Raw genomic sequence first — 18776 nt, 5'->3', positions numbered from 1 at the left:
TCAAGGCGCGATGGCTGCCGGTGACGGTACTGCTGCGGTTGGCGGTGGTCTGGGCGGTGCGTTGGGTAACGTAGTCGGCCAACAGATGGGCGGCAGCACAGGCGCGGCCATTGGCGCCGGTGTCGGTGGTGCAGCCGGCAGTGCGGTGGGGGCGCGTAAGGGCAGCCGTACGGAAGCGGCCATTGGCGGTGGTTTGGGGTCGGCCGGCGGTTCGATTGTCGGTAACAGCCTGGGCGGCTCGACGGGCTCCACCATCGGCGCAGGTATTGGTGGCGCGGCGGGTGGTGCATTGGGTAGCAACCTGTCCAATGACAACGATGGTCATTCGGGTGGTAAGAAGCACAAGCACAAACATAAGAACAAACATCGCTAAGCGCATGTTTGGATGAGAAAGACCCGGCCTGTGAGCCGGGTTTTTTGTTCGCCATGGGTTTGCGGTTTATCTGCTCACAGGGTTGTCTGGCCACAGGGCTGTCCGGCGTTTTCTTTACCGGGTTATTTACCCGGAACGTTTCCCCTCTGCGCACCTCGAATTCATACATCCATCAGCAATTGCGAGGTGCGTCATGACGCCGGAAACCGAAGGTACGGAAGAAAAAGGCCCGTCGGGCGTTCCTTTCGTCAATGATCCGGGCAATGAAGACCCCGGCTCGCTGATGGACGACGCCCAGGTGCCCTTGATCGAGGGTGAAGAGGTGGAAGACGCTGAGATCGAGGACGAGTCCTACGATTGAAGTCGCTCAAGCTGACCGCCCGTGTTCTCAAAACTGCATGACGTGTTGTCCCGTCATCAGGAGGTTGCCATGACTGCCGATTCGCCTGTCCCTGACGACGATGAAACCCCGGAATACCCGCTGCCCTCGCCAACCGACTCGCTGAGCCGGGACCAGCGCCCGCCTGACGACGACGCCGGGGTAGAGCAGGTGCCGAGTGAGGATGAGGATATCGAGGCGAGCCCGGACGATCCGGACATTGCCGGTAACGACGCCTCCGGCGAACCGAGCTGATTGCCGGTTCCGCCCGTCGATTTATCGGCACCATCGGCCAGTCACGATTGCCACACATCAGGTAGGTAACCTTAAAAAGGGAGACTCACCATGATGAAATCAAATGTGACCGCGCTGACCCTGGCCGGGATTCTGTCGGTCAGTTCCATGGCGGTTTTCGCCCAGTCTTCGGGCGGCAATCCCCCCGTAGATAAGGGGGGGATGCCACCTTCCACCGAGATGGAAGCCGGCACGCCGTCGGGCACGGGAGGCGCGTTGCCACCGGGTTCCGTGGAGAGCGGTAATGGCAGCGACGCCAGTGGTAGCAGCACCAGTCCCGGTACGGGCAGCGGCTCAATGAGCGGCGGCAGTTCCATGGGGGGCGATGCCTCCAGCAGTGGAACCGGGGCCGGAACCAGCGACAGCGGTGGTAGCTCCGATGACGACGGTTCGAGTGGTTCCAGCCAATAACGCATTGATCATCATCTGAACCTGATCCTTGTTGCGGCGAGGGGGCAAGTGCCCTCGCTGCAACAGTCGCCCACACAGATTTCCCGTTGCCTGTGCCAAGCCACTCTCGTTATCCTGCTGAATCCTTTAAGGTGAACACGTTGCTCTGGCCAAACCTGAGCCATCTCTGGAACCTTGTGATAACGGATCAGATGCGATGAAAGCACCGCTGCAAGAGCTTGGCCCGATCAAAGCTGTGATATTCGACATGGATGGGCTGTTGCTGGACACCGAAGGCATTTACACCGAGGTGACCTCCATCATCGCCGAGCGTTACGGGCGCACGTTTGATTGGAGCGTCAAGCAGAACATCATCGGACGTGGGGCCGGGGATCTGGCCCGCTATGTCGTTCAGGCGCTGGAGTTGCCGATCACCCCGGAAGAGTTCCTGGTGATCCGCGAGCCCTTGATGCGCGAACGCTTTCCGCACGCCCTGGCGATGCCCGGTGCTGAAGAGCTGGTGCGGCATTTGAAGGCCCATGACGTTCCGATTGCGGTGGGCACCAGTTCGTCGAGCCAGTCGTTTGCACTGAAAACCACGCTGCACCGGGACTGGTTTGCGTTGTTCGATTTCATCGTCACAGCGGATGACCCGGAGGTCGGCGCGGCGAAGCCGGCACCGGATATCTTCCTCACTGCCGCCCGACGCCTGGGCGTTGCACCCCGCGATTGCCTGGTATTCGAAGACTCACCGTTCGGGGTGACTGCGGCGAAAGCGGCGGGAATGACTGCCATTGCCATTCCGGATTCGGCCATGGCCGACGAAAAATACGCCCATGCCGACGCGATCATTCGTTCCCTGAAGATCTTCCAGCCAGGCCTGTGCGGTTTGCCAGAGCTGGAGTGGGCCTGACGACACATCGCGGCACAACAGAACGCCGTTCATGGTATTACCCATGAACGGCGTTTTTTATGGCCTGGATCAGGCGCCGAACCCCCCATCGATGGTCAGGCTGGCACCGGTGATGTAAGCCGCTTCCGGGCCTGCCAGGTAGGCGACGAAACTGGCGATTTCTTCGACGGTGCCGTAACGGCCGACCGCCATCAACGCCATCAGACTGGAGGCGAAGTCGCCGTCGGCCGGGTTCATGTCGGTGTCCACCGGGCCGGGCTGCACGTTGTTGACGGTAATGCCACGCGGGCCGAGGTCGCGGGCCAGGCCTTTGGTCAGACCCACCAGCGCGGACTTGCTCATGGCATAGGCAGCACCGCCGGCGAAGGGCATGCGGTCGGCGTTGGTGCTGCCGATGTTGATGACCCGTCCGCCTTCGCTCATGTGCCGAACCGCTGCCTGGGTGGCGATGAATACGCTGCGCACGTTGATGGCCAGGGTCTGGTCGAAATCTTCGAGCTTGAATTCTTCCAGCGGCGCCATCGCCAGCACACCGGCGTTGTTGACCAGGATGTCCAGCCGGCCAAAGGTCTCGACGGTAGCATTGACGGCGTTGCGGATGGCCTCTGCGTCGGCGCTGTCGGCCTTGATCGCCAGGGCCTTGCCGCCGGCTGCGATGATACTGTTTTGCAGTTCTTCGGACTTGGCCGCGGAGCTGACGTAGGTGAAGGCCACTGCGGCGCCTTCGGCTGCCAGCCGCTTGACGATGGCGGCGCCAATACCGCGGGAACCGCCCTGGATCAAGGCGACTTTACCGCTCAGTGTTTGAGTGCTCATGATGTTCTCCAAATCTGCCGGGGCGAGATGCCGCGGTTGATGGCGCGAGTATCGGGATTCGGTGTTGGGCTGTGTAGAGGCTTATAGATACAGTCTGTGTAAACCAAAAGTTTAGAGTGGTCCTTATGGAAACCTTCAGCAGTATCGAATGCTTTGTGCGCAGCGCCGAAGTCGGCAGTTTTGCCGAGGCTGCGCGTCGCTTGAGCGTGACCCCTGCGGCGGTAGGTAAAAGCGTGGCCAAGCTCGAAGCGCGGCTGGGGGTACGCCTGTTCCAGCGCAGCACCCGCCGCCTGACGCTGACCGAAGCCGGTCAGCTATTTCTCAGGGAAGTGGGCACCAGTTTCAATACGATCCAGAACGCCGTCGCCAACCTGGCCAGCGCCGGCGGGCAACCGGCTGGCACATTGAAAGTGAGCATGGGCACGGCGTTCGGTCGACTGTATGTGGTGCCGTTGCTGGGGGAGTTTTTGCAACGCTATCCGGCGATCAATCCGGACTGGCATTTCGATAACCGCCAGGTGGACCTGATCGGCCAGGGATTCGATGCGGCCATTGGTGGTGGCTTCGAACTGCCCCAGGGTGTGGTGGCGCGCAAACTGACCGTGGCTCATCGCGTGTTGGTTGCCTCGAAGGACTATGTGCAAAGCCATCTCCCGCTGATTGAACCGGAAGATCTGGCGCACCATCAGGGCATCCTGATCCGTTCACCCCAGACCGGACGTATCCGTTCATGGCAACTGACCAGCCGCACACGACAGCACAGCCCGCTCATGCTCAAAGCACGCATGACCATGAGCGACTCTGAAGCTGACTGTGCAGCCGCCGCCCAAGGGCTGGGCATCGGACTGGTGAGCATGCCGGTGGCCGTTCCTTATCTGCAATCGGGGGTACTGCAACGGGTGCTGCCGGACTGGTACGTCGATGATGGCAACATTTCCATCTACTACGCCGAGCACAAACTGCTGCCAGGCAAGACCCGTGCGTTTGTGGATTTCATCATCGAACAGTTTGCCGCGCAGGGCTTGGGGGAGCGGTTCAGTGCGGTTTGAGCTTGGCTCTGAACCGCGTGGGCCCCATCGCGAGCAGGCTCGCTCCCACAGGGATTTTTGGTGGACACAAAAGGTGCGGTCGCCACAAAACCAATGTGGGAGCGAGCCTGCTCGCGATGGGGGCGATGTGATTCAGAGCTGTGAATTCACCGCCCAAACCGCCCCGGCCAGCCAATAATGGTCTTGGGCCGAGGCGTGGCATAGGTGCGCACTTTCGAGGTGGACAAGCCCAACCGCACCAGGGCTTCGGCAATGGTCACCGCCGCCGTCACGCCATCGACCACCGGCACCCCGGTGCGCTGGCGGATCTGCTCATCGAGCCCGGCCATGCCACCGCAACCCAGGCAGATTACTTCGGCTTTGTCCTGACTGACTGCCAGTTCTGCCTGCTGCACGATGGCTTCCACCGCCCGTTGCGGGTCTTGCTCAAGCTCCAGCACTGCCAGGCCACTGGCACGTACCGAGGCGCAGCGATCGAACAGGCCGGAGAGCTTTAGGCGGTCCTCGATCAGCGGCACGGTGCGGTCCAGGGTGGTGACCACCGAATAGGCGTGGCCCAGGAACATCGCGGTGCTGGCGCCCGCGTCGGTGATGTCCACCACCGGTACATTGAGCAGTTCCTGCAAGCCTTCGCGCCCATGTTCGCCGTAACCGGCCTGGATCACCGCATCAAACGGCTGATCGTAGGCCATCACCCGATCCATCACCGCGATGGCGGCCAGGTAGCTTTCGAAATTGCCTTCGATGGAGTCAGCGCCGAAGTACGGCGTGAGCCCGACGATCTCGGTGCCCGGCGCGGCCACGGCCTGGGCTTGTTGGGCGATGGCCCGGGTGATGGATTCGGTGGTGTTGACGTTGACCACAAGAATTCGCATGAGCTGTCCTCTTCCATAAGCGCAAACAGGCGGCCCGGTCTGGCGGGCCGTTTTTACAATCAACGGCAGATGTTATCCATAGGAATGGACAAATGGCAGGTTCTTGCGGTCCGCATGGTTTTTATAAGCGCTGTGGTTTTTTTCAGGCCTTGGATTTGCTGATGATATTGCCGGCGTGCAGCCCGCATTCTTTCTGCGTGGCTTCTTCCCACCACCAGCGGCCTTCGCGTTCGTGCTGGTTCGGCAGCACCGGGCGGGTGCAGGGTTCGCAGCCGATGCTGATGAAGCCGCGTTCATGCAGGCTGTTGTAGGGCAGTTCCAGCATGCGGATGTAGCCCCAGACTTCTTCGCTGGTCATCTGCGACAGTGGGTTGAATTTGTACAGGGTGCGTTCCGGAGTGGAAAATGCCGTGTCGATTTCCAGTGCGGCCACCTGGCTGCGGGTGCCGGGGCTCTGATCGCGACGCTGGCCGGTGGCCCAGGCGCGGACATCGGACAGCTTGCGCCGCAGCGGTTCGATCTTGCGAATGCCGCAGCACTCACCGTGACCGTCCTTGTAGAAGCTGAACAGGCCTTTTTCCTTCACGAAAGGCTCGAGTTTCGCAGGGTCCGGCGAGATCAGTTCGATATCGATCTTGTAGTGTTCGCGCACCTGTTCGATGAACCGATAGGTTTCCGGGTGCAGGCGACCGGTGTCGAGGCTGAACACCTTGACGTTCTTATTCAGCTTCCAGGCCATGTCCACCAGCACCACGTCTTCGGCGCCGCTGAAAGATATCCACAGGTCATCGCCGAATTCGGCGAAGGCCAGTTTGAGGATGTCCTGTGGGGACTTGTTGGCATAGGTCGTGGCGAGTTCCACGACGTCAAACGATGGGCTCATCAGGGCGGCTTCCTACAGGTCGGTGGCGCTGGGCGCTCTATATGGGGCTGATGGTAACAAAAGCTGTCGGGGCTGGCGCGCTCCTGTGCGTTGCGTAGGCATCGGCGAATGGCTAGAGTCGGCAGTCCTTTTGTTCGCTCAACCGATAAACATCAAAAAAATGGGAGTGTCTTGTGGAAATTGCCTGTCTCGACCTGGAAGGTGTGCTGGTCCCGGAAATCTGGATCGCCTTCGCTGAAAAAACCGGTATTGAATCCCTCAGGGCGACCACGCGGGACATTCCCGACTACGACGTGTTGATGAAGCAACGGTTGCGCATCCTCGATGAGCATGGCCTCAAGCTCTCCGATATCCAGGAAGTCATCGCCACCCTCAAGCCGCTGGACGGCGCCATCGAGTTCGTCGACTGGCTGCGCGAGCGCTTCCAGGTGGTGATTCTTTCCGACACCTTCTACGAATTCTCCCAACCCCTGATGCGCCAGCTGGGTTTCCCGACGTTGCTCTGCCATCGTCTGATTACCGATGACAGCGGACGGGTAACCGGATACCAACTGCGTCAGAAAGATCCCAAGCGCCAGTCGGTATTGGCCTTCAAGAGCCTGTACTACCGGGTGATCGCGGCGGGGGATTCCTACAATGACACCACGATGCTGGGTGAAGCCGATGCCGGGATTCTGTTTCATGCGCCGGACAATGTGATTCAAGAGTTCCCGCAGTTCCCGGCAGTGCACAGTTTTGCTGAGTTGAAGCAGGAATTCATCAAGGCCTCGAATCGAAATCTAAGCTTGTAAACCCAATCCCCCTGTGGGAGCGAGCTTGCTCGCGATAGCGTTGGGTCAGCAGCATTTGAGCCAACTGGCACACCGCTATCGCGAGCAAGCTTGCTCCCACAGGGTTCTGGGCCTGGTCAGGGGCTTGCCCTCGATGCTTTTAGAGGTTCTGCAAAGTTTCGAGCAACACCCGCACCTTGGTAATCGACTCCTGATACTCCGCCTGCCAATCCGAATCCGCGACAATCCCGCCGCCGCCCCAGCAACACACCTGTCCATCCTTGACCAGCAAGCTGCGGATGGCGATGGAACTGTCCATCTCTCCGCGTACGTCCAGGTACAGCAACGAGCCGCAATACAGCCCGCGCCGGGTCGGTTCGAGTTCGTCGATGATCTGCATGGCGCGGATTTTCGGTGCGCCGGTGATCGAGCCGCCGGGGAAGCTGCCTGCGATCAAGTCCAGGGCGTCCTTGGCGTCGGCCAGCTCGCCGGTCACGCTGCTGACCAGATGGTGGACGTTGGGGTAGCTTTCCAGGCTGAACAACTCCGGCACGCGCACCGAGCCGATGCGGCAGGTACGGCCCAGGTCGTTGCGCAGCAGATCGACAATCATCAGGTTTTCCGCCCGGTCCTTGGGGCTGGCCAGCAACTCGGCGGCGTGTGCGGCGTCTTCGTCAGGGGTTGCGCCGCGTGGACGGGTGCCCTTGATCGGGCGGGTCTCCACATGACCTTCGCTGACTTTGACGAAACGCTCGGGTGACAGACTCAGCACCGCGCCGCCGTCGGGCAAGCTCTGGAAGCCGGAAAACGGCGTCGGGCAAGCCGCCCGCAGCGCCTGATAGGCGGCCCAGGCATCGCCTTGGCACGGGGCGCGGAAGCGCTGGGCAAAGTTGACCTGGTAGCAGTCGCCGGCCTGGATATACGCTTGGATCCGTTCGAAGGCCAGTCGATAGGCATCGCTATTGAGGTCGGGCGCCATGGGCGCTTCGAGGCTGAAGGCGGTCACAGGCGCTGAGGTTGGCTGGCTGAAGAGCGCAATCAGGCGTTGGCGTTCGCTGTCGGCGCAGTGAGGGTGAAACACTAACTGGCTGGTCCCGGCCTGATGGTCGGTGACCAGCGCCCAGTCGTACACACCGAACCGCGCGTCGGGCAGGTGCAGATCGTCTTTGGCGTGGGACGGCAGGGTTTCGAGATGTCGGCCGAAGTCGTAGCTCAGGTAGCCGATCAGGCCGCCAGCGAAAGGCAATTGCACCGAGGCCGGCAGTACAGCACTCCCCAGTTGCGTCAGATGAATACGCAAGCGTTGCAGGAAATCGGCACCGGTCTCGTCTGACAGTACCGCCAGATGCTCCAGCGGCCAGGCACTGAGCAAATCATAGCGTCCGCGTTCGGCACTCGGCCGGCCGCTGTCGAGCAGCACACTGCCCGGGGCATGGCGGATCACCGCGAAATACTCGGCGGGGTTGGCGCGGTAAGGCAGCGGGTGTACAGAGCAGGTTGACATGGGCGGGGTGGGTCAGCCGTTCAGGCGGGGTGGCGATTGTAATCCCTCTGTAGGATTTGCTCCTAGAGGGATGTCGGAGATGAGTAAGTATGGGGCCATCGAAACATTTGGCTGTGAACACCTTGTGGCGAGGGGATTTATCCCCGCTGGGTTGCGCAGCAACCCTAAAACTTACCACCCCGGTGTATCAGGCTGACTGCATCTGCCTGTTTGGGGCTGCTTCGCAACCCAGCGGGGATAAATCCCCTCGCCACAGGGGTGTTTCAACCCTCAACCCTCAACCGGCGGAATATGCCCAAACAACTCCTGGGCAAACGCTACGCGCTCCTCGACGGTTTCAACCACGCCACGGGCCTTGAGTTCTTCCAGGCGGGCTTCCACCGCGTGGGTGCGCAGAGTCAGGCCGCAGTCGTTGGCGATCTGGATGTTCAGACCCGGTCGGGCGTTGAGCTCCAGGATCAACGGACCTTTTTCCTGGTCCAGCACCATGTCCACGCCGATGTAGCCCAGCCCGCACAGTTCATAGCAACCGGCGGCCAGTTTCATGAAGCCGTCCCAGTAGGGCAGCTGCACGCCGTCCACCGCGTTGGTGGTGTCAGGGTGTTTGGTGATGATGTTGTTCAGCCAGGTACCGCGCAGGGTCAGGCCGGTGGCAAGGTCGACACCCACGCCGATGGCGCCCTGGTGCAGGTTGGCCTTGCCGCCGGACTGGCGGGTCGGCAAGCGCAGCATGGCCATCACCGGATAGCCCATCAGTACGATGATGCGAATGTCCGGCACGCCTTCATAGCTGATGCTCTTGAAGATCTGGTCCGGGGTCACGCGATATTCGATCAGCGCCCGGTCCCGGTGCCCACCCAAGGAGTACAGACCGGTAAGGATGCTGGACACATGGTGTTCGATTTCTTCATGGCTGATGATCTTGCCGGACACCGTGCGATAGCGGCCCTCGAAGCGGTCGGCAATGACGATGATGCCGTCGCCACCCGCGCCCTGGGCCGGCTTGATCACGAAGTCGGTGCGCCCGCCGATGATCTCGTCGAGCTTGTCGATTTCCTTCTCGGTGGAGATCACCCCATACAGCTCCGGCACATGGATGCCGGCAGCGATGGCTCGCTCCTTGGTGATGATCTTGTCATCGACGATCGGGTACAGGCTGCGCTTGTTGTATTTGAGCACATAGTCGGCGTTACGCCGATTGATGCCCATGATGCCCCGGGCCTCCAGGGCCTTCCAGGTCTTCCACAGGCCGAACATTATGAGTCAGCCTTGACGAAGGCCTTGAACCGTACCAGCTCGGTCAGGCGGTAGCCGCGGTAGCGACCCATGGCCAGCATGAAACCTACCAGAATCAGCAGGATGGCCGGGAAGGTGAACACGAAGTACACCAGCTCCGGCACGCTCATGATCAGGTGCGCCAGGGCGGCGGCGAACAGGGTGCCGATGGCCACCTTCATGGCGTGGCTGGCGCCGCGTTCTTCCCAGGTAATGGACAGGCGTTCGATGGTCATGGTCAGAATCACCATCGGGAACAGCGCGACCGACAGCCCGCGTTCCAGGCCCAGCTTGTGGCTGAACAGGCTGATGGCAGCGATCAGCACCACCACGAACGTCAGCACCACCGAAAGCCTTGGCAGCATTTGCAGCTTGAGATGTTCCAGATAGGAGCGCAGGGACAGGCCCAGCGTCGTGATGACTGTAAACAGGATGATGCCGAAGCCCAGTTGGGTTTCGCGGAAGGCCAGGGCGATCAACACCGGTGTGAACGTGCCCAGGGTCTGCAGGCCGATCAGGTTGCGCAGCACCAGAATCACCAGCACGCCGATCGGGATCATCACCATGATCATGAACGTTTGCTGGGTTTGCAGCGGCAGGCCGTAGAGCGAGTATTCGAGGAAGTTGGCGTCGGTGTTTTCGTCCGTCAGCTTGGCCAGGCGAATGGCGTTCATTTCGCTGTTGTTCATGGTGAAGGTGACGGTGGCTTTTTTGCCGCCATCGACGGTGATCAGGTTTTCATCACCGGTCCACCACAGCAGACGGTCGCTGGGCAGGCCCCGCTCAGCGGTATCCGGGTTGAAATACAGCCAGTCGGTGCCGTTGAAACTGCGCAGCCACAGTTCAGGCGACTGCGGTTGGTCGGCAACCAGGCGGATGGTATGGACCTTCTCCACCGGCACGTGGGCGATAGACAGCACCAGTTCGACGACTCTGGCCTTGCTGGCTATGGACGGATCGCCAGCCAGCAGCAGCTTGACGTTGTCGTCGTTGGGGTTGTTGACCCGTTTGATCGCTTCACTGATGAAGGTCTCGACGTCGGCCGAGTGCTGGCGGATCGGCGCGAGCAGGGCTTCGGCGGCCAGCTTCTCGGGGCCCTCGACGGCGATGCTGTCGCGGAAGGTCGGGCCCTTGATCTTGGATTTTTCCGAGGTATAGCGCTTGGTCAGCACCAGGCGGTAATACAGGGTCTGGTTGCCCTTGGCCCGACGGGCCGACCACGTGACCTTGCGGTTACCGTCCACCCGGTTCACCGCCACACCGTAGTTATTGGAGATGAAGCTCTCGTTGAGGCTGACGTAGTCCATGCTCAGCGGCGGCACGAACATCTGGATCTTCACCGGATCCTTGGCATTGGGGACGAACTCGATCTTGGCATCGATGTTCCACAAGTCGTCGGTGGCGTCTTCGGTCACCGGGATGCCGAGCACGAAAATCTGATAGGCCGTCACCGACAGGCCCAGCACCACCAGGATGGCGATCAGCATTTTCAAATGGAGGGTAAGAGAGCGCATTGGAATTACTCTGCGGTTTGAGCGGCATTGGCGCAGGCGGGTTTGCCGGCAGCGTATTTGAGACTGGGGTCGACCAGCGCGTCGAAGCGTTTGAGGGCTTCGGAGCCGATCAGTAGCGGGTATTGGAAAGCGCTGCGGTCGGTGAGGTTCACTTCGATGCTGCGCAGGGCCGAGCCCATGCAGATGTCCAGCTCGATGACCGGCCGAGCCGTGTAGTTCTTGCCTTCTTCGGGGTCATAGTCACCGGCGCGGCGTTTGATCTTGCTGACACGGGCCAGCGGACGTTCGATAGGGTGCGAATGCGCCGCGTCGATGGCCAGGTAAAAACGCACCCAGGATTCGCCATCGCGTTTGAAGCGCTTGATGTCCCGGGCGCTGAGCGAAGCGGTTTTGGCCCCGGTGTCCAACTTGGCGGCAACCTCCAGGTCGATGCCCTGCAGGGCGGCGTATTCATTGAGGCCGTACACGGTCTTTTCACCCGCCAGGACAAGCCCCGGCAGGCACGTGAAACAAAGGACAGCAGTTAAGGGCTTGAGTGTCATAAATCCTGATGCACAGTGTTCCGTTCGTCGGTTCAGGCCCTGGCATTGCTGCACAAGCTCCCTGGGTTGCCTTCTCTTAATAGATGCAGAGCGGCAAATTGCGGCGGCATTCTAGCACGGTGGTTTTCTGACGCCACCGCCGCCCGGACGCAACCGCTTATCCGACGCACTTAGTTATGGAGGAGGCCCTTATTAGACGATTGTCGACAATGTCTAATTTTACTTTGACGAAAGCGCAGTGATTGGTTAGTTTTTGCCTTATAGATTTATAAGGTGTCGACAATATGCTCGATCAGCTCGAATCACCGGTCTTGGCCCAAGATGAATCGGAAACCCTTTCCGAGAACGTCTTCCGGCGTATCCAGGCCGCAATCGTGCGAGGCGATATCGCGCCTGGCAGCAAGATCTCCGAGCCCGAACTGGCACGCACCTACGGCATCAGCCGCGGCCCGCTGCGCGAGGCCATCCATCGCCTGGAAGGCCAGCGCTTGCTGGTGCGGGTGCCTCACGTGGGCGCCAGGGTGGTATCCCTGAGCCACGCCGAGTTGCTGGAACTCTATGAAATCCGCGAGTCCCTGGAAGGCATGGCCTGCCGTCTGGCGGCCGAGCGCATGACCCTGGAAGAAATCGACGAGCTGCGCCGGGTCCTGGAAACCCATGAGCGCGACGCGGCGTTCCAGGCCGGTGTCGGCTATTACCAGCAGGAAGGCGACTTCGATTTCCATTACCGGATCATCCAGGGCAGCGGCAACCGCACCCTGACGCAAATGCTCTGCGGCGAGCTGTATCAGTTGGTGCGCATGTACCGCATCCAGTTTTCCACCACGCCCAACCGTCCGCGCCAGGCCTTTGCCGAGCACCACAGAATTCTCGATGCCATCGCCGACCGTGACGGTGAACTGGCTGAATTATTGATGCGCCGGCACATCGGCGCTTCCAAACGCAACATCGCGCGTCATTTCCAGGACAGCGCCGCCACTGAACGAGGTGAGTCATGAGCAACAGCACTCCAGGCCAGCGTTTTCGCGATGCGGTCGCCAACGAGCATCCGCTGCAAGTGGTGGGCACGATCAACGCCAACCACGCGCTGCTGGCCAAACGCGCCGGTTTCAAGGCGATCTACCTGTCGGGCGGCGGCGTGGCGGCCGGCTCCCTTGGCGTGCCGGACCTGGGCATCACCGGCCTGGATGACGTGCTGACCGATGTGCGCCGTATCACCGACGTCTGCGACCTGCCGTTGCTGGTGGACGTAGACACCGGGTTTGGCTCCTCGGCGTTCAATGTGGCCCGCACGGTCAAGTCGATGATCAAGTTCGGCGCGGCGGCCATTCATATTGAAGACCAGGTCGGCGCCAAGCGTTGCGGCCATCGTCCGAACAAAGAGATCGTCTCGCAACAGGAAATGGTCGACCGCATCAAAGCCGCCGTCGACGCGCGCACCGATGACAGCTTCGTGATCATGGCCCGTACCGACGCCCTGGCCGTGGAGGGCTTGGAATCGGCCCTGGACCGCGCCGCCGCGTGCATCGAGGCCGGTGCCGACATGATCTTTCCGGAAGCCATCACCGAACTTGAGATGTACAAGCTGTTCGCCAGCCGGGTGAAAGCCCCGATCCTGGCCAACATCACTGAATTCGGCGCGACACCGCTGTACACCACCGAACAACTGGCGGGCGCCGACGTGTCCCTGGTGCTGTACCCACTGTCGGCCTTCCGCGCCATGAACAAAGCGGCCGAGAACGTCTATACCGCAATCCGCCGCGACGGTACGCAACAGAACGTCATCGACACCATGCAGACTCGCATGGAGCTTTACGATCGCATTGACTACCACACCTTCGAGCAAAAGCTCGATGCGTTGTTCGCGGCGAAAAAATGAACAGAGCGCAGCCTCTACAAATCTAAAAAAATGGAGACAGCAAATGGCCGAAGCAAAAGTACTCAGTGGCGCCGGGCTCCGTGGCCAGGTGGCCGGGCAAACCGCATTGTCCACCGTAGGCCAGTCAGGAGCCGGCCTGACCTATCGCGGTTACGACGTCCGCGAACTGGCGGCTGACGCGCAATTTGAAGAAGTGGCTTATCTGCTGCTGTACGGCGAGCTGCCGACCCAGGCGCAACTGGACGCCTACACAGGCAAACTGAGCCAATTGCGGGACTTGCCCCAAGCCTTGAAAGAGGTGTTGGAGCGCATTCCCGCCGACGCCCACCCCATGGACGTGATGCGCACCGGCTGCTCGTTCCTGGGCAACCTGGAACCGGAGCTGAATTTCTCCGAACAGCATGACAAGACCGACCGCCTGTTGGCCGCGTTCCCGGCGATCATGTGCTACTGGTATCGCTTCAGTCACGAAGGCCAGCGCATCGAGTGTGTGACCGACGAGACCTCCATCGGCGGCCATTTCCTGCACCTGTTGCATGGCAAGAAGCCGAGCGAGCTGCACGTCAAGGTGATGAACGTCTCGCTGATTCTGTATGCCGAGCACGAGTTCAATGCCTCGACCTTCACGGCGCGGGTGTGTGCCTCGACCCTGTCTGACCTGTTTTCTTGCATCACCGCCGCCATCGGTTCGCTACGCGGCCCGTTGCACGGTGGGGCCAACGAAGCGGCGATGGAAATGATCCAGCGCTTCCAGTCGCCGGAGGAAGCGATCAAGGGCACCCTCGGGATGCTCGAGCGCAAGGACAAGATCATGGGCTTCGGCCACGCGATCTATAAGGACAACGACCCGCGCAACGAGGTGATCAAGGGCTGGTCGAAAAAACTCGCCGACGAGGTGGGTGACACGGTGTTGTTCCCGGTTTCCGAGGCCATCGACAAGACCATGTGGGAGCAGAAAAAACTGTTTCCCAACGCCGATTTCTACCATGCCTCGGCGTACCACTTCATGGGCATCCCGACCAAGCTGTTCACGCCGATCTTCGTTTGCTCGCGCCTGACGGGCTGGGCCGCCCACGTCTACGAACAACGTGCCAACAACCGCATCATCCGACCGAGCGCCGAATACACCGGCGTCGAACAGCGCAAGTTCGTGCCAATCGAACAACGCTGAACTGGAGGGCGCTGACGCTGCAACTGAAGGAACCGAAAACCATTGTGGGAGCGAGCCTGCTCGCGATAGCGGTGGGCCAGACGACATCGATGTCGGCTGCGACTCAGTCATCGCGAGCAGGCTCGCTCCCACAGGGGAACAGGTTCACTTCAGTAGCTGCGCCAACCCCTTCTGAAACCACCGTGACCCGAGTGCTGACGATGAACACAGAATTTCGCAAACCGCTGCCCGGCACTTCGCTGGATTATTTCGACGTTCGCGGGGCCGTGGATGCCATCCGGCCTGGCGCTTACGATGGCCTGCCGTATACCTCCAGGGTGCTGGCGGAAAACCTGGTGCGTCGCTGCGACCCGGCGACGCTGGGCGAGTCGCTGCTGCAACTGATCGAGCGCAAGCGCGATCTGGACTTCCCATGGTTTCCGGCCCGGGTAGTGTGCCATGACATCCTCGGCCAGACCGCCCTGGTAGACCTGGCCGGCCTGCGCGACGCCATTGCCCTGCAGGGCGGCGATCCGGCGCAGGTCAATCCGGTGGTGCCGACCCAGTTGATCGTCGACCACTCCCTGGCGGTGGAAAGCGGCGGGTCCGATCCCCAGGCGTTCGCCAAGAACCGCGCCATTGAAGACCGGCGCAACGAAGACCGCTTTCACTTCATCAACTGGACCAAGAAAGCCTTCAAGAACGTCGACGTGATCCCGCCGGGCAATGGGATCATGCACCAGATCAACCTGGAAAAAATGTCACCGGTGATCCAGCAGCGTGACGGCGTGGCGTTCCCTGATACCTGCGTGGGCACTGACAGCCACACCCCCCACGTCGATGCCTTGGGCGTGATCGCCATTGGCGTTGGCGGCCTGGAAGCCGAAAGCGTGATGTTGGGGCGTGCCTCGTGGATGCGCCTGCCGGAAATCATTGGCGTCGAGCTGACCGGCAAGTTACAACCGGGCATCACCGCCACCGACATGGTGCTGGCGCTGACCGAATTCCTGCGCAAACAAAAAGTCGTCGGTGCCTGGCTGGAGTTTTTCGGTGAAGGCGCCAGCGCCCTGACCTTGGGCGACCGCGCGACCATTTCCAACATGGCCCCGGAATACGGCGCCACGGCGGCGATGTTCTACATCGACCAACAGACTATCGATTACCTGAAGCTCACCGGCCGCGAAGACCAGCAGGTTCAACTGGTCGAGACCTACGCCAAGCAGGCAGGCCTGTGGGCCGACACGCTCAAGGGCGCGCAATACGAGCGCGGCTTGACCTTTGATCTGTCGTCGGTGGTGCGCAACATGGCTGGTCCCAGCAACCCCCACGCCCGCGTCGCGGTGTCGGATCTGGCCGCCAAAGGTATCTCCGGTCAGTGGGACGATGTGCCCGGGCAAATGCCCGACGGCGCGGTGATCATCGCCGCCATCACCAGTTGCACCAACACCAGCAACCCACGCAACGTGATCGCTGCCGGCCTGCTGGCGCGCAACGCCAACCGCCTGGGCCTGACCCGCAAGCCATGGGTCAAGTCGTCCCTGGCGCCGGGGTCGAAAACCGTGGCGCTGTACCTGGATGAAGCCGGTCTGACCAAAGAGCTGGAGCAATTGGGTTTTGGTGTCGTGGCCTTCGCCTGCACCACCTGCAATGGCATGTCCGGTGCGCTGGACCCGCTGATCCAGCAGGAAATCATCGACCGCGACTTGTACGCCACCGCTGTGTTATCGGGCAACCGCAACTTCGATGGGCGCATCCATCCGTACGCCAAACAGGCGTTCCTTGCCTCGCCGCCGCTGGTGGTGGCCTATGCCATCGCCGGGACCATCCGCTTCGACATCGAGAAGGATGTGCTGGGCGTGGTGGACGGTCGCGAGATCCGCCTCAAGGACATCTGGCCGAGCGACGAAGAAATCGATGCGGTGGTCAAGGCCTCGGTGAAGCCGGAGCAGTTCCGTCAGGTGTACATCCCGATGTTCGCCATCCAGGAGGACACCGGGCCAAAAGTGACGCCGTTGTATGACTGGCGCCCGCAAAGCACCTATATCCGTCGCCCGCCGTATTGGGAAGGAGCGCTGGCCGGTGCGCGGCCGCTCAAGGGCATGCGTCCGCTGGCGGTGCTGCCGGACAACATCACCACCGACCACCTGTCGCCGTCCAACGCCATCATGCTCGACAGTGCCGCTGGCGAATACCTGGCGAAAATGGGCCTGCCGGAAGAAGATTTCAACTCTTACGCAACCCATCGGGGCGACCATTTGACCGCCCAGCGTGCGACCTTCGCCAACCCGAAACTGTTCAACGAGATGGTCCAGGAAAACGGCAAGGTCAAGCAGGGTTCTCTGGCCCGGGTCGAGCCGGAAGGCCAGGTCATGCGCATGTGGGAAGCCATCGAAACCTACATGGAGCGCAAGCAGCCGCTGATCATCATCGCCGGTGCCGACTACGGCCAGGGTTCGTCCCGGGACTGGGCGGCCAAGGGCGTGCGCCTGGCCGGTGTCGAGGCGATTGCCGCTGAAGGTTTCGAGCGTATCCACCGCACCAATCTGGTGGGGATGGGGGTGTTGCCGCTGGAGTTCCAGCCGGGCACCGATCGCAAGACCCTGGGCATCGACGGCAGCGAGGTCTATGACGTGATCGGCGAGCGCACCCCGCGTGCGACGCTGACCCTGGTCATCACCCGCAAGAACGGCGAGCGCGTCGAAGTGCCGGTGACCTGCCGTCTCGATACCGCCGAAGAAGTGTCGATCTACGAAGCCGGCGGCGTATTGCAGCGCTTTGCCCAGGACTTCCTGGAATCGGCGGTTGCCGTCTAAATCACAGCTGCGGGCACCCTTGCGGGCCCGCTTGAGGAGCATCATGGCTCACGCACCGCAAATCAGAATCCCCGCCACTTACATGCGTGGTGGCACCAGCAAAGGCGTGTTCTTCAGCTTGCAGGACCTGCCCGAAGCGGCCCGCGTTCCCGGCTCGGTCCGGGATGCTTTGCTGCTGCGGGTGATCGGCAGCCCCGATCCATACGAGAAGCAGATCGATGGCATGGGCGGCGCGACGTCGAGCACCAGTAAGACTGTGATCCTGTCCAAGAGCACCCGAGCCGATCACGATGTCGATTACCTGTTCGGTCAGGTGTCCATCGACAAACCGTTCGTGGACTGGAGCGGCAACTGCGGCAACCTGTCGGCGGCGGTCGGTTCATTCGCCATCAGCAGTGGTTTGGTGGACGCCAGTCGCATCCCACAAAACGGCGTGGCCGTGGTGCGGATCTGGCAAGCCAATATCAGCAAGACCATCATCGCCCATGTGCCGATCACCGACGGCGCGGTGCAGGAAACCGGTGACTTCGAGCTCGACGGCGTGACCTTTCCGGCGGCTGAAGTGCAACTGGAATTCATGGACCCGGCGGCCGAGGAGGAGGGCGGTGGCGGCTCGATGTTTCCCACCGGCAACCTGGTGGACGACCTTGAGGTGCCTGGTGTTGGTACCTTCAAGGCGACCCTGATCAACGCCGGCATCCCGACGATCTTCATCAATGCCCGGGACGTTGGTTATACCGGCACCGAATTGCAGGGCGCCATCAATGGCGATCCCAAGGCCCTGGCTATGTTCGAAACCATCCGTGCCCACGGCGCCTTGCGCATGGGCCTGATTCAGCATCTGGACGAAGCCGCCCAGCGCCAGCACACGCCGAAGGTGGCGTTTGTCGCACCGCCGGCGGACTACATCTCCTCCAGCGGTAAAGCCGTGACGACGCGGGACGTCGACTTGCTGGTGCGAGCACTGTCCATGGGCAAACTGCACCATGCGATGATGGGCACCGCGGCGGTCGCCATCGGCACGGCGGCGGCGATCAGCGGCACGCTGGTGAACCTGGCGGCCGGCGGCATCGACCGCACCGCTGTGCGCTTCGGCCATCCCTCCGGCACCTTGCGCGTCGGCGCCGAGGCCAGCCAGGTCAATGGCGAATGGACCGTGAAAAAAGCCATCATGAGCCGCAGCGCGCGGGTATTGATGGAAGGGTTTGTGCGGGTGCCGGGGGATGTTCTGAACTGACACTTGACCCAGGCAAACCCGTGGTGAACGCGGCGTCTGCGAGCATCCGCGATCAAAACTGTGGGAGCGAGCCTGCTCGCGATAGCGATGGTACAGCCCGCAAAGAGGTTGGATGTGCCG

General features: G+C 61.3%; 19 protein-coding genes. 12 read left to right on the top strand and 7 right to left on the bottom strand.

Annotation, left to right across the window (positions count from 1 at the left end; genetic code table 11):
* From GSM73_RS14440 to GSM73_RS14425, 5 genes are all read left to right on the top strand, one after another.
* Positions 1-373: glycine zipper domain-containing protein (locus GSM73_RS14440; protein WP_256676915.1), on the top strand; the 373-nt coding region annotated here is incomplete at its 5' end.
* Positions 374-566: 193 nt separating this feature from the next.
* Complete coding sequence (locus tag GSM73_RS26435; RefSeq protein ID WP_171061338.1) at positions 567-734, top strand: hypothetical protein; 168 nt, start codon at positions 567-569, stop codon at positions 732-734.
* 69 nt (positions 735-803) lie between these two features.
* Positions 804-1007 carry a hypothetical protein gene (locus tag GSM73_RS14435; RefSeq protein WP_076383858.1) on the top strand — a complete coding sequence of 68 codons (204 nt, stop codon included), beginning with the start codon at positions 804-806 and terminating at the stop codon, positions 1005-1007.
* A 90-nt stretch (positions 1008-1097) separates the two neighbouring features.
* Entirely contained in the window at positions 1098-1457 is a 360-nt protein-coding gene (locus GSM73_RS14430; RefSeq protein WP_107322046.1) for a hypothetical protein, read from the top strand.
* Positions 1458-1653: 196 nt separating this feature from the next.
* Positions 1654-2349 carry an HAD-IA family hydrolase gene (locus tag GSM73_RS14425; protein WP_047228267.1) on the top strand — a complete coding sequence of 232 codons (696 nt, stop codon included), beginning with the start codon at positions 1654-1656 and terminating at the stop codon, positions 2347-2349.
* 69 nt (positions 2350-2418) lie between these two features.
* On the opposite strand, the gene GSM73_RS14420 is transcribed toward GSM73_RS14425, so the two are convergent.
* Positions 2419-3165 (bottom strand): 3-oxoacyl-ACP reductase family protein, encoded by a 747-nt coding sequence (locus GSM73_RS14420; protein ID WP_047228268.1) that lies wholly within the window; start codon positions 3163-3165, stop codon positions 2419-2421.
* Between the two features lie 125 nt (positions 3166-3290).
* On the opposite strand from GSM73_RS14420, the gene GSM73_RS14415 reads away from it, so the two are divergent.
* The gene (locus tag GSM73_RS14415) at positions 3291-4214 is read left to right on the top strand and encodes a LysR family transcriptional regulator (protein WP_047228269.1); all 924 of its coding nucleotides are present in this window, start codon (positions 3291-3293) and stop codon (positions 4212-4214) included.
* A 146-nt stretch (positions 4215-4360) separates the two neighbouring features.
* Here the strand turns inward: GSM73_RS14415 and GSM73_RS14410 are convergent, their stop codons facing one another.
* Positions 4361-5089: an aspartate/glutamate racemase family protein gene (locus GSM73_RS14410; protein ID WP_076383859.1), complete on the bottom strand. Its 729-nt coding sequence runs from the start codon at positions 5087-5089 to the stop codon at positions 4361-4363.
* 142 nt (positions 5090-5231) lie between these two features.
* Complete coding sequence (locus GSM73_RS14405) at positions 5232-5972, bottom strand: phosphoadenylyl-sulfate reductase (RefSeq protein ID WP_047228271.1); 741 nt, start codon at positions 5970-5972, stop codon at positions 5232-5234.
* A 173-nt stretch (positions 5973-6145) separates the two neighbouring features.
* Here GSM73_RS14405 and thrH point away from each other — a divergent pair, with 173 nt between their 5' ends.
* Positions 6146-6763, top strand: coding sequence for a bifunctional phosphoserine phosphatase/homoserine phosphotransferase ThrH (thrH, locus tag GSM73_RS14400; protein ID WP_047228272.1), 618 nt, complete (start codon positions 6146-6148; stop codon positions 6761-6763).
* 139 nt (positions 6764-6902) lie between these two features.
* Here the strand turns inward: thrH and pabB are convergent, their stop codons facing one another.
* The 4 genes from pabB to GSM73_RS14380 all read right to left on the bottom strand — a co-directional run bounded on the left by pabB (position 6903) and on the right by GSM73_RS14380 (position 11577).
* Entirely contained in the window at positions 6903-8246 is a 1344-nt protein-coding gene (gene pabB / locus GSM73_RS14395) for an aminodeoxychorismate synthase component I (protein WP_047228273.1), read from the bottom strand.
* Between the two features lie 270 nt (positions 8247-8516).
* Positions 8517-9503 (bottom strand): alpha-L-glutamate ligase-like protein, encoded by a 987-nt coding sequence (locus GSM73_RS14390; RefSeq protein ID WP_047228274.1) that lies wholly within the window; start codon positions 9501-9503, stop codon positions 8517-8519.
* Positions 9503-11035, bottom strand: a complete 1533-nt coding sequence (locus GSM73_RS14385) for an inactive transglutaminase family protein (RefSeq protein ID WP_047228275.1) — start codon at positions 11033-11035, stop codon at positions 9503-9505. Before GSM73_RS14385 ends, GSM73_RS14390 begins: the two co-directional genes overlap by 1 nt.
* A gap of 5 nt (positions 11036-11040) precedes the next feature.
* Positions 11041-11577: an ATP-dependent zinc protease gene (locus GSM73_RS14380; protein WP_047228276.1), complete on the bottom strand. Its 537-nt coding sequence runs from the start codon at positions 11575-11577 to the stop codon at positions 11041-11043.
* Between the two features lie 284 nt (positions 11578-11861).
* Here GSM73_RS14380 and GSM73_RS14375 point away from each other — a divergent pair, with 284 nt between their 5' ends.
* The 5 genes from GSM73_RS14375 (at position 11862) to prpF (ending at position 18656) form a co-directional block, all read left to right on the top strand.
* The gene (locus tag GSM73_RS14375) at positions 11862-12575 is read left to right on the top strand and encodes a GntR family transcriptional regulator (RefSeq protein ID WP_047228277.1); all 714 of its coding nucleotides are present in this window, start codon (positions 11862-11864) and stop codon (positions 12573-12575) included.
* Positions 12572-13456: a methylisocitrate lyase gene (gene prpB, locus GSM73_RS14370; RefSeq protein WP_047228278.1), complete on the top strand. Its 885-nt coding sequence runs from the start codon at positions 12572-12574 to the stop codon at positions 13454-13456. Before GSM73_RS14375 ends, prpB begins: the two co-directional genes overlap by 4 nt.
* 43 nt (positions 13457-13499) lie before the next feature.
* Positions 13500-14627 carry a 2-methylcitrate synthase gene (gene prpC / locus GSM73_RS14365; protein ID WP_047228279.1) on the top strand — a complete coding sequence of 376 codons (1128 nt, stop codon included), beginning with the start codon at positions 13500-13502 and terminating at the stop codon, positions 14625-14627.
* A 200-nt stretch (positions 14628-14827) separates the two neighbouring features.
* A complete protein-coding gene (gene acnD / locus GSM73_RS14360) occupies positions 14828-17419 on the top strand; it encodes a Fe/S-dependent 2-methylisocitrate dehydratase AcnD (RefSeq protein WP_107322048.1) in 2592 nt (863 codons plus the stop codon).
* Between the two features lie 43 nt (positions 17420-17462).
* Positions 17463-18656: a 2-methylaconitate cis-trans isomerase PrpF gene (gene prpF / locus GSM73_RS14355; protein ID WP_160893033.1), complete on the top strand. Its 1194-nt coding sequence runs from the start codon at positions 17463-17465 to the stop codon at positions 18654-18656.
* Positions 18657-18776 lie beyond the last annotated feature (120 nt).

Source organism: Pseudomonas sp. PICF6 (assembly GCF_009831705.1).
GTDB classification, from domain to species: Bacteria; Pseudomonadota; Gammaproteobacteria; order Pseudomonadales; family Pseudomonadaceae; genus Aquipseudomonas; species Aquipseudomonas rhizophila.
Note: the sequence above shows the minus strand (reverse complement) of the source record. Positions and strands in the feature narration are given on the sequence as shown.

Coding starts and splice junctions, on each gene's coding strand:
- GSM73_RS26435 (WP_171061338.1), top strand. CDS start 567: ATGACGCCGGAAACCGAAGGTACGGAAGAAAAAGGCCCGTCGGGCGTT.
- GSM73_RS14435 (WP_076383858.1), top strand. CDS start 804: ATGACTGCCGATTCGCCTGTCCCTGACGACGATGAAACCCCGGAATAC.
- GSM73_RS14430 (WP_107322046.1), top strand. CDS start 1,098: ATGATGAAATCAAATGTGACCGCGCTGACCCTGGCCGGGATTCTGTCG.
- GSM73_RS14425 (WP_047228267.1), top strand. CDS start 1,654: ATGAAAGCACCGCTGCAAGAGCTTGGCCCGATCAAAGCTGTGATATTC.
- GSM73_RS14420 (WP_047228268.1), bottom strand. CDS start 3,165: ATGAGCACTCAAACACTGAGCGGTAAAGTCGCCTTGATCCAGGGCGGT.
- GSM73_RS14415 (WP_047228269.1), top strand. CDS start 3,291: ATGGAAACCTTCAGCAGTATCGAATGCTTTGTGCGCAGCGCCGAAGTC.
- GSM73_RS14410 (WP_076383859.1), bottom strand. CDS start 5,089: ATGCGAATTCTTGTGGTCAACGTCAACACCACCGAATCCATCACCCGG.
- GSM73_RS14405 (WP_047228271.1), bottom strand. CDS start 5,972: ATGAGCCCATCGTTTGACGTCGTGGAACTCGCCACGACCTATGCCAAC.
- pabB (WP_047228273.1), bottom strand. CDS start 8,246: ATGTCAACCTGCTCTGTACACCCGCTGCCTTACCGCGCCAACCCCGCC.
- GSM73_RS14390 (WP_047228274.1), bottom strand. CDS start 9,503: ATGTTCGGCCTGTGGAAGACCTGGAAGGCCCTGGAGGCCCGGGGCATC.
- GSM73_RS14385 (WP_047228275.1), bottom strand. CDS start 11,035: ATGCGCTCTCTTACCCTCCATTTGAAAATGCTGATCGCCATCCTGGTG.
- GSM73_RS14380 (WP_047228276.1), bottom strand. CDS start 11,577: ATGACACTCAAGCCCTTAACTGCTGTCCTTTGTTTCACGTGCCTGCCG.
- GSM73_RS14375 (WP_047228277.1), top strand. CDS start 11,862: ATGCTCGATCAGCTCGAATCACCGGTCTTGGCCCAAGATGAATCGGAA.
- prpB (WP_047228278.1), top strand. CDS start 12,572: ATGAGCAACAGCACTCCAGGCCAGCGTTTTCGCGATGCGGTCGCCAAC.
- prpC (WP_047228279.1), top strand. CDS start 13,500: ATGGCCGAAGCAAAAGTACTCAGTGGCGCCGGGCTCCGTGGCCAGGTG.
- acnD (WP_107322048.1), top strand. CDS start 14,828: ATGAACACAGAATTTCGCAAACCGCTGCCCGGCACTTCGCTGGATTAT.
- prpF (WP_160893033.1), top strand. CDS start 17,463: ATGGCTCACGCACCGCAAATCAGAATCCCCGCCACTTACATGCGTGGT.